Origin of the sequence: Neoroseomonas eburnea (assembly GCF_018129005.1) — a bacterium.
Taxonomy (GTDB): domain Bacteria; phylum Pseudomonadota; class Alphaproteobacteria; order Acetobacterales; family Acetobacteraceae; genus Neoroseomonas; species Neoroseomonas eburnea.
On sequence record NZ_JAAEDL010000060.1, the window covers coordinates 1 to 14528 of the forward strand.

Sequence of the window (14528 nt, forward strand, 5' to 3'; positions counted from 1 at the left end):
GAGTTTGGTTCTAGGCCCCCTCTCTCGGGTCGCGGAGCGGCCATCTGTTGGAAGACCTCTTGAGGCCGCCATGACTCCGGCTGGGTCCGACGACCTCGACATCGGGAAACGCTTCATGCAGCCATAGGCACCATTCTCCTGAGGGACATAATCAGCGGTAGCATTCCAGAATGGGTTGTATAAAGTCTCCCGCAAGAGAACTAGGCAAGGAATGATGAGAATAATAGAGCCGCCCGTTTCGGAGCACGAGCGTCTTCGGCAGCCATTGACTGTCGGCGAGCGGGCGGTTTTGGAGTTCTTCGATAGCTTGTTGCCCCTGAAGTGGGAACTTTATCTTCAACCCCATTTGAACGGGCTGCGCCCGGACTTCGTGCTCCTGAACCCTGAGGTGGGGATCGGTGTATATGAGGTGAAGGATTGGAATCTTGACGCTATGCAGTATAGCGTCAAGGAGTATCCCACCCGCTACAAAGAACTGATCGCAAAGCCACGCGACGGGCGACCCTTTTCAGTCGAAAATCCCTTTGAAAAAATCCGAAGATACAAGGAAGCAATTTTCAACATCTACTGTCCTCGCTTGCAACAGAAGTTCGGCTTCGGCGCAATCAACGCCGGGCTGATTTTTCCCAACGCCGATGCGGATCGTGTACGGGAACTCCAGTTCCCTTTCTTGAAGGACAATGAGAGAGCACGCCGGGAAGAGTTCTGGCCAATCATTGGCCGCGAAGAGTTGGCACGTGAGCAAGTAGATGTTGCTGTCCCTTTATTGCGGCGAGAAGGCAGGCCACACATGCGCCCCGAACTTGCCGACGACCTTCGCAGTTGGTTGGTCGAGCCTGATTTCTCGAAGGAACAACGTCGGCCACTGGAACTAGACCGAGCACAGCGCAATCTCGCGGAGAGCCGAACGAGAAGCGGCTATCGCCGTATTCGTGGCCCAGCGGGATCGGGGAAGTCCCTCGTTCTTGCGGCTCGTGCCGCCAGCTTGATTGACGAAGGCAAGGATGTGCTGATCGTCACCTACAACATGACCCTGTGGCACTATCTTCGCGATCTTGTCGTCCGCGCGCGAAGGGGCGGATCGAAGCCTGGGCACCTGACCTTTACCCATTTTCACGAATGGTGTGGGGCGGTTTGCTGGGATCATGACTTCGCCGACCGGTACGCAGAAATCATGTCGCCAGTGACAAAAATCAAGGAACTCAAGCTGCAACCCCGGGAGGAAGCGCGTCGCCTACGCCCAATTCTGCCGCGAATTTTGGACGAAGAAGTGCCTGAACTTGCGCGGACGGCCGCTGTGTCCGCGCCTGATGAAGCGAAGTACGACGCGATCCTCGTCGATGAGGGTCAAGACTACCTGCCCCTCTGGTGGAACGCTCTCAGGGGCGCGCTTCGCGAGCACGGGGAGATGCTTCTCGTGGCGGATACGTCCCAGGACGTATACGCGAAAGCGAGCAATTGGACTGAAGAGGCGATGACAGGCGCGGGCTTCTCGGGGGGCTGGGCCAAGCTTGATGTTAGCTACCGCTTGCCGCCGAAGCTCCTTTCGCTCTGCCAGGATTTTGCAGAGAGATTCTTGCCGAGCGCGACACGTATAATCCCGCAGCCAGACCAGGGCGAGTTGGGGATATTTCCCTGTGATCTGGAGTGGATACAGTGCGATGACCAGGATGTCGTGAGTCGATGCGTAAATGCGATTCTGGATATGATGAAAGAATCAGGCACTCAACGCGGAACTTCGAACGCCGACATCACATTCCTGTCTGACTCTCATGAAATCGGCCTCCAAGTCGTGGAAGAACTTGATCGCGAGCCGCTGGGGATCTTCAGTGCTCACACCTTCGCCGAGCGTAAGGCGGAGCAAGATCGCCGGAAGATGGCCTTCTTTCTCGGGCAGCCCCGGGTGAAAGCTACGACGCTTCACAGCTTCAAAGGATGGGAGACCCGAACGCTCGTACTGCATGTCGGGCACACGATGACCCCAGAAAACATGGCTGCAATCTACGCAGCAATTACGCGACTGAAACGCGATCCCGGAGGTAGCTCCCTGACCGTGATATGCTCAGCGCCAAAGCTGTCCGACTATGGTCGGACTTGGCCCATATTCAAGGATGCAGCCACGTCCGGCCTCTGACGCAAGGTCAGGATGCGTCCCTACCCGAGACACCGGCTCGAACTCCGTGGCCGAAGGCGGGAGGCAACACAACGAGGCGCACCAACAGGGCGACGCAACCATCCGAATTTCATCCCGTCGCCAAGCGAGCGACGCGCATGATCTCGTGAGCAAACCTGTGGCAGGTCGGGCAAAGCAACTCGAAGTCCAGGACGGTCGTGTACCTCACGCCTTCGTCCAGCGGCTTCTTATGATGGACATCCAAAAGCGAGCGAGGCCGAACACCGGTGCCGGATGCACGTGCAACGGCGTCATAGCCACAATGATCACATACCAGAGTGCCTGCATCTCGCCGCTGCTTGGCGAACTTGTTCGCGAGCCACGCCGCCCTGAGCTTGGCCTTGACCCGCTGTTCCGCAGTGAGTCCTTCCATCGCTGACGCCGCGAGGTCCTTCTCGATGAGGGTCCGGATGCGTGGGTCGATCCCACCCATCTCCGCCATCGCGACCTCGTCCTCGATCCCGAGCCAGGCGTTCGATGTGCTCCGAGGCTCCAACACGAGATCCGCGATGGCCGCACGCTCTTCGTCGTTCAGTGGCCGCAGCGTCGCTGACGGGTGGCCGAAAACGCGGCGCATGGCTGTCGTCGAGAAGATCTCCGTGGCGTAGGGTCTGCTGACGACTGAGTAGCTCTCAATGATGGGGAAGGCGACCGACCAACGGTACCGCTCTCCACTCTTCGCCCACTTATCTTGGAGGTCCGCGAAGTCTTCTTCGCCAATGATCTCGCGGAGCGACCGGGCGGTTGGCCGGAGCCGGTGCACCGCGACCAAACGGCCCGCGACAAGGCTGTGTGCCGCGCGTTCATCGAGGTACTTGGGGTCAGTCTCGAAGCCAGGGTTCGGCTCGCCAAATGTCTGCGTGATGTACTCGACGACGTATCCGACGCCCGCCTGCGAGTGAATGGTACTCTGGCATCGAGCACGAGCGTTCAGAGTGTCGTCCGACGGCGTGAAGCCGATCCAGTGATCGGCCACCAACCAGTCAGCCTTCGCAGCGACCACGGGCTGCGGGAGGTCTCCCAACCTCAAAGTTGTCATCCCTGTTCCCCGACAAGCCGACTGGCTGCCGCACCGTCAGCTAAGTTACCATTCCGGATGGCGTACCGCGCCGCGATGCCGGGAAGGCATCCGTGTCGGTTCCGTCGAAGACTCTTGCTGCCCCAACTCGTGCTGAATGAGTGCCCGGCATCGGTCGTCATGTCACCTGGGCTTCCCGTCGCCGGTCCGCCCAATGCGCCTGAAACTGCGGCCCCTTGGAATCTGGCGGTGACCTCGGCCGAAGCATCCTCAAAGGCAACGGTGTCGGCAGGTCTGGACCTATGACGATTGCCTCACCAGGAGCCAACATCGGGATGAACTGCGTCGCCGACCGGTCGAGATCACCACACGCGTGTTCAACGGTGCTTCGGTCTTGTTCGTTGGTTAGTCGGTGAACAATCAAAGTGCCGAGTTGGCTCAGTACGTCCTGCGGAATGTCGCGTGGGCGTTGCGTCGCCAGGACGCAGGTCAGCCCATACTTCCGACCTTCCTTCGCGACCAGGCCGAATGAATCGAGACGTACGCTTCCATACTCATCACCTACGGCTCGGCCCAGGAACTGGTGTGCCTCGTCGAGAAACACGACGAGCGGGGCATCCCGGAAGCGCCCAGCGCGAGCGAGGCCCAACAGGTATCGCCCGATGATATTCAGTAGAATCTCGCGCGTACTGTGCTCGAATCGAACTTCCCTGAACGAGATCACCGCAACGTCGCGCTTCGGATCATCAAGGAAGGTGGCAATCTCGTCCACGAGCGATACACCATGCGTCTGGAACAGACATTCCAATTCACGGGAATGGATCAGGGTCGAGATGCGAGAGCATAGCGTCTCGCAGTACCCATACGACTGATCGTGAAAGTTCCCGAAGTTGCCTGGCTGGCCGTTGGCCCAAACACATTCGTTCTTGATCTGCTCCGCAAGCTTAGTGATATCGAAATCGCAGCCAGGAGCATGAATGGCGGCGGCATATGCGCGCATGGCGTTGAAGTACACTCCACGCGGACGTTGTGCCTTCTCTACCACTCCGTCCACGACTCGCAGACCCGGCGGCGTGGTGCCCTCCAAGGCGCGAACGAGTTTCAGGCTCTTGATGGCGTCACGCAGCTTTGGTCCCTGACTCTGCCCCGACGGGCGGAGCAGCGAGAACAGGTCATCTTCGGTGATTTCGGTGTAGGGAAAATGCACATGGAGTGCGTTCGGCGTACCGCCGTCAAAGGCGAAGATCGTATCGATCCCCGCTACGCTGCAAAACTCGCCAGTCGGGTCGAGGACGATAGCCTTCCCGTGTTGCGCCTTGATCTTCTCGATGAGGCTCGCAACCGTCCAACTCTTCCCGCCACCGGTCGCACCGAAGATGCCGCAGTGACGACCGAACAGCTTCTCGGGCGGCAACTCGACGATGACGCTTCGGCTTCCGGCTTCGATCAAACCAATGGGAATACTGATCTCACCTGTCATGGTGGCGCTACGCCCGATCATTTGCGCTAGTACCTCGGCGCTGGCTTGGAACACACCGTCACCGATCTTCGGGTAGCTGTTCACTCCGCGTGCAAGTTTCGAATCGCCATCAACCACGGTGGCGAGTAGCTGGATACGGCCGATAGGGTGCGGCGTGCTCGAAGCCCCAAGATGAGGTTCGACCGAAAGGCGTTCCGAATCAGGTATCCTGACTTCAGTGATCCGGCCTAGGAGCTTGGTCCGTTCACAATCAATGAAGACAAAATCACCCACTGCGCCGCGCGAGAGAGCCCGCCGCTCTGGATGGGCGCTGGCCATGGGTAGGTTGGCCTGCACCTGGCTGGCACTAACAAGGGTCACCGTGCCTATGTACTTGTCGGGATCAACGGGGCTAATCGCGGACATCGACGCGGCCCTGGTCGCGGATCGCCTTCACGCGCTGCATGTGACGTTCACGGTCGGTTTCGCCGATCAGGTCAGGCAGCGCATCGGCCAAATCTTCGAAGCGGCCGTTCATCAGGTGAATGCGAGGATCGCCCCGGTCTGCCAGCCGCATGATCTTCGTCAGAAAATCATTGGCGTGTGATCCCGCGACCTGGACGGCATGGGCAGGTGGCTCGGCATCGACACCACGAAGTTCGGCCGCTGAGAGGATGAAGCTCGGATCGCAGATGATGAGCCGAAGCGAGAGATTGGATTCCAGCGCGGAAATGATTGGGCGACTGATGTGGTCGTCATTGAAGCCAAAACCAGCGACGACAAGAGACGTATCGGGCTCCCTCAATGCGGCCTGAAATGCGCCCATCATATCAAGGTACGGAGGATCAAACGCCTCCTGGTACTTGCTCGAACGTGGGTAAATGAGAACAGGTCGACCCTTCCCGTTGTCACGGGAGCGCACGACCTCCTCACCTACGCGCCGCCAGTCGGCGGAGCCGTGCAGCTTGTACAACTGAAAGACATTGGGGATGTAGTCGGGTGCATCCTTGCCCGCGTCCCGCCGTACGATATCCAACTCGAAGTGCTGGCGGTCGTAAATCTGATCGAGCGAGTGGGAGAAACCATCGATGATCGTAAAGCGTGCGCGACGCGCGGCTTCCTCAATGGCTAGGTCGTAGTTGGTCGTGAAGAGTTTGGCCCTCGCCTTGCGAAAGCCACGGCGACCAATCTTCCTGACATACGCCTCATGCGCAGGCAGAAGCGTGTCTCTGCCAACGAAGTCCACCTTTGCCAGAATGCAGGCTTCGGCGCGGGCGACAAACTCCCTTACTCCGGCCACGTCTACATCTGCATCCAGGGCGGCCTCATTGAGTTCAAGATACACCTTGCAGAGGCTCAGGAGCTTCTCAATGTTCTTGCCGACATTCGCCTTCGGAAACCTGGCGCAGATCGAAGCGAAAGTGGCGGCACCAACATCGGTCTCTACCGCAGACCAGAGATCGGACATCGATGGAGCAACCGCATCCTCCCATTCGTCGCGAGCGCACAGCGACGCCCCGGCTCCAAGAAGGCTCAGAAAGTTTGAAGCAGACAGTGCATTGATGAGAGCACTCTCGATGTCGTCCTTGATACCGCGCGCAGTGACATGGCCTCCGTCGTCCAGACGATCCGCGTATGCGACCCACCCTTGGCCCGGGACCAGGAGCCGAAGATTCGCTCTGCTTGCCTTGGTCTTGTTCCAATGATCCCAGACTGTCACGACAGGTCCCCCAGGGGCGGCAGGGCCTTCACGATTTTCATCGTCTCCAGGCTGACGGTGATGACGCGCTGGAAGAGCGTGAGCGGATACCGGGGATCACCGACAGTCTCGATGGCATAGCGGTTGGCGTCGTTGACGATTCCGCTCGCCTTGTCCGTCTTCACGCACTGACGCTCCATCACCCATTCGAGCGCGGGCTTGCCGTTCACGACGTACTCATAAGCGGCAAGCGGGATACCGGTGATCGTGATGTTGGAATTGTAGACGACTGTCGTCTTGTCGAGGTTCGGGCGCTTCCCTGCGAACTTCATCTGCCCCACGCGGAAGAAGCTGGTCGGATCGGAAGGCGGCACCAGGGAGGTATCGCCGCGCGCGAACACGACCGGATGCGGTTCGACGGCTTCGTAGTCGCAGTGCAGATCGCCCAGCTTCCGGCCCGCTTCCACGAAAGCCCAGAAGTCGGCCGCCTGCTTCACCGCCGGGATGCGTGGCAACTGCTTCGAGAGATTGTCCGCATAGCGGGTTCGGTATTCGTCCGAATGCAGCAGGCCATAGACATAGTAGAAGATATCGTCCTTGGTGATCGCCTCGCCGGGATATGCGGCCTGGAAGTGCGCGAGGCCCGAATCCCCAATGGCATCGCGGCGTCGACGGTCACCGACCGCGCCCCCGTCTTCCAGCAGATCAGCGTGCTGGTCATCGTCCTGCGCCGCCGCTTCGTCGTCGTAAAAATACCGGGGGAAGTATTGCGCACCACCATCGGGCTGGTCGCTTGGGGTAGCCCCGACCATGAGAGCGATCTGCCCCTCTCCCGACCAGCGCCCTTTGATCGAGATTGCGCGATTTTCCTTTTCGGAGTGCGGAAAAATACGTGGTATTTGCAGCACCATTTCATTGAAGGAGCGGTTAAAATATAGCCACTGGCGCGAAAATGGGCGGTACAGACTCGTAACCACGCAGCTTTCGTCGAAGTGGAAATGCTTTTTCTTCGCCAAGCTGTCTTTCAGACCGCGCGTCCAACTGATCTTTCTTGGATCAGTGTCGATAAAGCCGTCCACGGCCGCCTCACGCGCCTTGCGGTCAATGTGCCGATGCGCAGCCTCGAATCGATCAACCTCGCTGTTATAAAATCCAATCATAGCACTCATGTTTTTGAGTGAAGCTTCCCGACTTGAGTTAAAGACCCACGCGTCTCGGCTCGTCGCTATGCCTCTTGAGTAATTTAAGAAAATCCTATCGGTACTCTCTCCGTTCTTTTCGCCCATGGGAATGAAGGCGTCGAAGCCCTTGTCGCGCTGCTTCAACCAATCACCATGCTCATCTGGTGTGAGCATGCGCCAGCCCATTCCTCGGGCGATCCCGCCTATGTCACCAAAACGGGCGATGGTGGCCAGCTTATCCTCTCGGGTAAGATAGTCCCCGATGTCATGGAAGCGGATGCGACCTTGCTCGGCGGCATTCGGGTTCTTTACCAGGATAGTAATGGCGATTGGTGCGCGGCTTCCACTACCGAATATCTTACCGCCTTCTCGCCTCGAACGGTCGCCTGATGTGCGCTGATTCCCGCGCAAGTGGAAGATGTGGATGTTGGCAAACTCTTCAGCCAAGGATTTACGAAGCCCGTCCGTCGAACTACCGTCAATCCAACCGCCATTGGTGACATAGGCCACCACACCCGCATCACCGATACGGTCGCTTGCCCAGCGGATGGCTCGGATATAGCTGTTGTAAAGGGAATTCTTCAGCGTGGCGTTGGAGCGTTCCGCATAGGTTTCTCGGATGCGAGCATCCAATTTTGGGTACTTCAAGTTTTGAGCGTTATCGTTGCTGCTTTCTTGTCCTTCAACGTAAGGCGGGTTGCTAACAATGACCCGGATGTCCAGCGATTTCTGGCGGGTACGGCGGTTTCTATTGTCCGCCATCAGGTCGCTGAACAGGTCACGGTCTTGCTCGTAGAGTTGAAACGTGTCGGTGAGGCAGATGCCCTCGAACGGCACGTACTCACCACGTGCCACACCATGGTAGGCGGCCTCGATGTTGATGGCGGCGATATAGTAGGCGAGGAGCACGATCTCGTTGGCGTGAATCTCGTGCCGGTACTTGTGCTCAAGCTCCTCGGATCTGATGAGGCCCGATTGCAGCAGGCGTGTGATGAACGTGCCTGTCCCTGTGAAAGGATCCAGGATGTGAACCCCCTGGCTACCGAGGGTCTGACCAAACTCGGCTTGCAGTACCTCGTTCACCGAATGGATGATGAAGTCGACGACCTCGACGGGCGTGTAGACGATGCCCAGCCGCTCGGTCATCTTCGGGAAGGCGTTGCGGAAGAACTTGTCGTATAGCTCGACGATGATCTTCTGCTTGGCCTCGGCCATATCGATGCCAGCAGCACGGCGCTTCACGCTCTCATAGAATCTCTGAAGGCTGTCGGTCTCCTTCTCCAAGTGATGCTCGTGCAAGGCATCTAAGACGGTCTGCATAGACTTGGAGACAGGGTTTGCCTCCGCGAAGCTGTACCCCTCGAAGAGTGCTTCAAAGACCGGCCGGGTGATGAGATGCTGCGCCAGCATCTCAATGGCCTCAGCCTCGCTGATGCTATCGTTGAGGTCGTCCCGGATCTCGGTGAGGAAGGTTTCGAAGGCCGCCCGCTCAAGGGTGTCGGGCTTCGCAACCAGCGCAGTGATCCGTGTGATGTGGACCTCTGCGATCCTGGCGATGTCGGTCGCCCAATCTTCCCAGTAGTCCCGGCGGCCACACTTCTTGACGATCTTGGCCATGATGGCCTTGGAGAACTCGTCGAAGACGAAGTCCATCTGCGCAGGGTCCGCGATCTTGTCGTCACTCGGCTCCTGTTCGCGCTCATCGTCATGATCGGGCGCGCTGCCCTGACCAATGTTGGGCTTCTGCTCCTTGGCATCCTTCTTGTTTGGTAGCTTGTTCGATACGGCGATGACCTCGATGTGGTCGGATACATCTACACCCAGGTCAACCTTGTTGATCATCGCGTCGAAGCGTTCGTCGTGCGAACGGAGAGCGTTCAAGATCTGCCAAACGACGCGATAGCGCTCGTTGTCGTTGAGCGCTTCCTCCGGCGTGAGGCCCGAAGGCACGCCGATGGGCAGAATGACGTATCCCAGGTGCTTGTTCGGCACCCGCCGCATGACACGACCGACGGACTGGACCACATCGATCTGTGACTTGCGCGGGTGCATAAAGAGGATGGCGTCGAGCGCGGGCACGTCCACGCCTTCTGAGAGGCAGCGCGCGTTGGTTAGAACGCGGCAGGCATGGTCGCCGTGTTCCTCCTTCAGCCAGTCGAGCAGGCGCGTACGCTGCTTGGCGTTGAAGGTGCCGTCCACATGCTCGATCTGGCAGTCCAAGGGCTGCGCGTCGCCCTCCGTCTCCCTGCCCTCGTCGGAGGCCAGGTACTCCTGGACTACAGCGCCAAACTCGCTCTGAACCAGCTTCGACGTTGCAATGTCCTTGCAGAACGCGAGTGCGCGCTTCATCGGCAGCGGATCGACCAGAAGTTCCGCCTTGAGGTCCTGCTTGGTCAGGGCCTTGTAACAACCGATGATCTTCGTGGCGTCGTCGAGCTTCAGTTCGCTGGTGCCGTCCGCCAAGCGGCGCTGGACCCCGCCGCTGACCATCTGCTCGTCCACCGCGAGCACGAGCACCTTGTAGTCGGTGAGGAGGCCGTTCTCGACCGCCCAGCCGAAGCCACGCGTGAAAAGCGTCTGGCCGTACAGGGCCTCGTCATCCATGGAGCACAGGACGGCGGATGCTTCGTTCGCCTTGGCCTTCACCGCGTCGCCGAACACGCGTGGCGTTGCCGTCATGTACAGGCGCTTCTTGCCCGCGATGAAGGCTTGGTTGTGTATCTTGACGAAGTTGCTTTCGTCCTCGCCTTCCAAGGTCGCGCCCGTCGTGCGGTGTGCCTCGTCGCAGACGATGAGGTCGAACTCCGGCAAGCCATGGCGCTGTTGAGCGTCGGCGATGACTTGAATGGACTGATAGGTCGAGAACACCACCGTCATGCGGTCGACGGCAGGACGCTTTGCCTTCGCCGTGAGCTTTGCGGGGTCCGTGGTGGCGGGATAGTCGAGGTCGTGGGTCTCGATTTCGGCCACATCGCTGTCGGACCTGCGGCGCTTGCCGACCTGGACGTCCGAACAGACCGCGAAGGCCCGCAGGGGTGTATCGGTGTCTATCGTCCACTCGCGGATGGTCTGGCTCATGAGGGCCAGGGAGGGGACAAGGAAGAGTGCCGTCTTTCCCTTGCCTACCAGGTCCTCGGCAATCTTGAGGCTCGTGAAAGTCTTCCCCGTGCCGCAGGCCATGATCAGCTTGCCACGGTCGGCTCCCGCCAGGCCCGTACGCACGGCCGCCAGGGCATCCTGCTGATGGGGTCGGATCGTTTTGCGTGGCCCGATCCGTACCTCGTCACGGAGGAGGTATGCGGACCAGTCGATGGGGCTTTCTTCGAGGCGGTCGAGGCCGATGCGCGTTACCGGCTTCTCCTGATCGACCAAAGCCGCTTCGGCGTTCTGGCTCCAAGGTGCGTCGGTGGTGTCGATGATCAAGCGTCGACCGAACTGCCGCCTGCCGGAGGCGGTGAAGAAGCTGTCGATGTCCGCCTTCTGGATGCGGTGGCCTTCCTGGTAGAACTTGCACTGGATCGCGCAGAACGAGTCTTCCCCGCGAACCTTGGCAACAGCGTCAATGCCAGTGTCTCGGCCGTCGAGGCCGTTGGCCGTGGCCCATTCAGAGAACAGCCAAGCATCCTCGTATTCCTGCGCCATGCCGTGGTCGTTCTTGATGAAGACGACCGCCAGGCGCTCGAAGTAGGTGCCCTTCTCGCGTTCACTTCGGGCGGAATCACGGAACTGACGCAGTAGTTCACGCAGGCTGCTCATCGCGCGGTCGTCTCCCCATGCTTCCGAATACGGCCTTGAAGCGCAGGCCGACTGACCGCACGTCCGACCGGAACTCGGCGCCCGTGCCCAAAATCGCCGATTCGCGCGATAGTAGAATGGCAGACTGGTCAGGTGCCATAGCTGCCGATGACAAAAGGCGCCCAAGCGTCCGAGCTAGGAAGGAAGCTCTCGGCACGGTGTGCTGATGGCTCGATTTCGGCGGCGTTCCTTTGCCTGGCGAGAGCTACCGCTCAGGGTAGAGCGGTAACCCGTCAGATGACCCCTCCTTTACTTCGCCATCGAGCGCAGCGCCCCGACCGCCCGGGCCACGTCCCCAGCGAGGGGGCCGTCTCCATTCACGACGCGCTCCATCGCGACCAAGTCGTGATCGCTCAACTTCGCCAGTAGATCGTTCAAGACCTCGATCACCTCGATCCGATCTTGGAGGCCCCGATTGGATTCCGCGAAGCGATGAAATGCAAAGTCGTCCTCTTTGGTGCCTGCATTCCAACGGAAACCGAGGGATCTGGCGACGAGTAGATCAAGGAGGATGTCGCTCGGATCGCTGTGTCTCGCTTGGATTCGGTTTATCAGCTTGAAAGCCCGTCGGCGGGCCTCTCCCCCGTCATCTACTGGCTTCAGGCGGTCGTCGTAGCTGACAGGTCGCCCCACTGGGACGGCGAACCAAAGGTCAATGTTGAAGAAGTCCGTTCCCGGCACTTCCCAGTCCTCGCGAGGTTCGCGCCAGATTTGGCACGCCCAGTCCCCCGGCGAGGCCGCTCCGTCGAAGCCCCCAACGATGTGCGAAGCGGGTTGAACGCCGTGTGCCAGTAGCTCGGCATTCAACAATCCCTCGTTCGGAGAGGCATCGATGCGATCACATATGTAGTCCCACATCCATCCCGATGTGAGGATCTGCGTCCGAAGTGCCTGTCGTTGCCTCAAACGCTGACGCTGTTCTTCCAGATCATGGAATCCCGTGCTTGTAGTAAGTGCGTGGAGCATTTCGCTCGAAGTGCTGACCATGGTGTTCCTGGTGGCTGCCTGGCCACCAACAAAGTGTCATACGGAGCCTTGCGGCCCCGGCGTCTACGGCCTCCGATCAACGACGTTCGCCGATACGGGTGAGTAGCCTGCCCGCCGTCACACCGGTGATGGCTTTGTCCTCCAACCGAGGAGGACTCACGGCAACCGCGTGGGCCACCGGGGATCAGGTACATAGCAGTCGCGGGCGACCCCACCTAAATCATTCGACGATGCAAAGCGCCGCCGACACGCCAGCCGTTCCAGGCGGTCCGGGGCGCGTCGTGATGGCGGTTAGCCCATCGACGACGTAGGGCTCTGCTGGCGAGACGCTACCTGGGCGATGCGATCATCGGGTGCTTCGGCACGCCCATCGGGCAATACGAGATGCAGAGGCGGCGGAGACGCCAGCCCTTCGCCCGGCAGCGCGAACCCCGGCCCCTTCGTTCAACGCGGCGATCACTCGCTCGGCCTTCTCCGACGAGATCGGTGGCCGTCCAATGTGCCTTCCAGCGGAGGTCGCCTGGGCCTGGGAGACCAGCGTCCTCTGCCTCCGCTCCGCTTTGCCAAGAGCTTCGAAATGCGGAGCAGCAGCGATCAGGGCACGGCCAGATGCGACCGCGTCATCAGGATCTTCAGCATGGACGAGAAGCTCGATCCTGGCATCCCGGAGGCTCATCAGGAAGGCCGACACTGCGCCAGGAGACCCGCCGACCGCAGGCAGCGTCCAGATCGCGACCAGGTCGATCACGCCACTCCGCAGCACGAGAAGGAGCTTTCTCAATGCGTTGTTCGACTCCCGGCTGCCGACCGTGCTTGGTGCGGTATCCTGAAAAACGCGGACGACTCGCAGGCCGAGGTCGTCGGCCAATGCCCGGAGGCTCATCTCCTGTTTGGTGGCCGAGACATCGAGACGGGCCGTGCCACGAGCGTAGATCGCGGCTCGTCTACCAGGGAGCCAGGTCGGTCGGGGCAAGCGGACCATCGCCGTGCTTGCCTCGTCGCGAAGAATGCCGTGACTTTTGGAACGCCCCGAGGACGCACTCCGGGGGTCCGGCAGTTCATGAGCCCCGGGCGGCCTGCACCGGCCTATATCTGGTTGGTCGTCCAACGGCCCGTGGTGGCCCTCAAACCCGGCCACGCTAGGCGGCCATGTCCGCATGACCCTCGTCATCAGTATCATCGAAGAAGGGGTCCCGCGCGCGGTCCTGGCGCAGGACCTCGTTCAGGGCCTCGTCGGCCGAGGACGGGACAAGGAGAAGGCCACCAGCAGTAAGCGCCTCGTCCAGGGCCAGACGAACCGCAGCAGGTGCATCTCGGTTCCGCACGCCCGCAATCTGCGCGACGGTCCAGACGTTGCCGACGATGAACTGCACCTGTGCAAGAAGGTCATGCTGCCGATTGTGCAGGAATACGTGTTGACCGAAGATCAGCCCCAGCGCGTAGCCCGCTGACCCCCAATGGCCGGGACTGGTGCAGATCTTCAGTCGTTCTCCAATCTCCCAGAGGTCGCCGACGGTTTCGACCTTGGCCCAACCGGGGACTGCGGGAAAGGCTCGGTCAGATGCCCGCGCGCGGGCAAGGTCAGTGCGGACCCGCCGGTAGACCGATTTGCGTCCAGCGCCGTCTGGCAGTTCCCCAAGCTCATTGAGCAGATGCAGGGAACGCAGCAACTCGACAACGGTCGCGAGGCGCTTGCGCTCATGGTCGTAGCGATATGCCTTCCGCGCGCGCCACACCACGGGATCAACTTCAAGGAGCGCGGCTGCGCTCTCGATGCGGCTAGGAGTTAGCTCCCCAGCCTCCAGGAGGGTGGAGGCTACGCGCGTGCGAAGAATACGGTCGAACGCGACGTAGGTCTCGAACGTCCATGCCGGAACCGTGGCTCGGTCGAACAGCGCATAGAGTTGCGGTACGGCGTGCGGCATGGCCTCGCGGAGAAGATTACGAGGATGCGTATGGGTGATGCGCGACGCGATGCTCACCACGGGCTCGTGCGCCGCTTTCGCCACGTGAAGGGCGACGGCAATTGCGTGAAGTCCGCGCCTGGGAAGCAACATGAAACGCGGCGCGATGTCGGGCGCGATCTTCACCAAATCTGCGACGGTATCGGCGAGATCGCCCCAAGGTTTCAGCAGTGGGGTGGGGGAGTTGGTGCGAGGTGCCACAATCACTTCTCGATATATTATATCGACGGATCTTCCCGTCAATGAAAACCT

8 protein-coding genes are annotated in these 14528 nt (G+C 60.1%); 1 reads left to right on the forward strand and 7 read right to left on the reverse strand.

From position 1 onward, the window contains the following. The first annotated feature begins 289 nt into the window (after nt 1-289). On the forward strand, nt 290-2134 hold the full coding sequence (locus GXW74_RS27155) for a DEAD/DEAH box helicase (RefSeq protein WP_211849976.1): 1845 nt from the start codon (nt 290-292) through the stop codon (nt 2132-2134). Between the two features lie 109 nt (nt 2135-2243). Here GXW74_RS27155 and GXW74_RS28725 read toward each other — a convergent pair whose 3' ends face one another. The 7 genes from GXW74_RS28725 to GXW74_RS27190 form a co-directional block, all read right to left on the reverse strand. Continuing rightward, on the reverse strand, nt 2244-3176 hold the full coding sequence (locus GXW74_RS28725) for an HNH endonuclease (protein ID WP_211849978.1): 933 nt from the start codon (nt 3174-3176) through the stop codon (nt 2244-2246). A gap of 193 nt (nt 3177-3369) precedes the next feature. After that, nucleotides 3370-5076: an ATP-binding protein gene (locus tag GXW74_RS27165; RefSeq protein ID WP_211849980.1), complete on the reverse strand. Its 1707-nt coding sequence runs from the start codon at nt 5074-5076 to the stop codon at nt 3370-3372. After that, complete coding sequence (locus GXW74_RS27170) at nt 5063-6370, reverse strand: SIR2 family protein (protein ID WP_211849981.1); 1308 nt, start codon at nt 6368-6370, stop codon at nt 5063-5065. Before GXW74_RS27170 ends, GXW74_RS27165 begins: the two co-directional genes overlap by 14 nt. Then, nucleotides 6367-11286: a DEAD/DEAH box helicase gene (locus tag GXW74_RS27175; RefSeq protein WP_211849982.1), complete on the reverse strand. Its 4920-nt coding sequence runs from the start codon at nt 11284-11286 to the stop codon at nt 6367-6369. Before GXW74_RS27175 ends, GXW74_RS27170 begins: the two co-directional genes overlap by 4 nt. A 288-nt stretch (nt 11287-11574) precedes the next feature. Beyond that, the gene (locus GXW74_RS27180; protein WP_211849983.1) at nt 11575-12312 is read right to left on the reverse strand and encodes a hypothetical protein; all 738 of its coding nucleotides are present in this window, start codon (nt 12310-12312) and stop codon (nt 11575-11577) included. 346 nt (nt 12313-12658) lie between these two features. Further along, nucleotides 12659-13492: a recombinase family protein gene (locus GXW74_RS27185; protein ID WP_338148355.1), complete on the reverse strand. Its 834-nt coding sequence runs from the start codon at nt 13490-13492 to the stop codon at nt 12659-12661. Further along, a partial coding sequence (locus tag GXW74_RS27190; protein WP_211849985.1) for a hypothetical protein occupies nt 13452-14528 on the reverse strand: 1077 nt, incomplete at its 5' end. The genes GXW74_RS27185 and GXW74_RS27190, both read right to left, overlap by 41 nt.

Excerpts from the sequence above, each read along its gene's own strand:
- GXW74_RS27165 (WP_211849980.1), bottom strand. The coding sequence starts at position 5,076 with ATGTCCGCGATTAGCCCCGTTGATCCCGACAAGTACATAGGCACGGTG.
- GXW74_RS27175 (WP_211849982.1), bottom strand. The coding sequence starts at position 11,286 with ATGAGCAGCCTGCGTGAACTACTGCGTCAGTTCCGTGATTCCGCCCGA.
- GXW74_RS27180 (WP_211849983.1), bottom strand. The coding sequence starts at position 12,312 with ATGGTCAGCACTTCGAGCGAAATGCTCCACGCACTTACTACAAGCACG.
- GXW74_RS27185 (WP_338148355.1), bottom strand. The coding sequence starts at position 13,492 with ATGATACTGATGACGAGGGTCATGCGGACATGGCCGCCTAGCGTGGCC.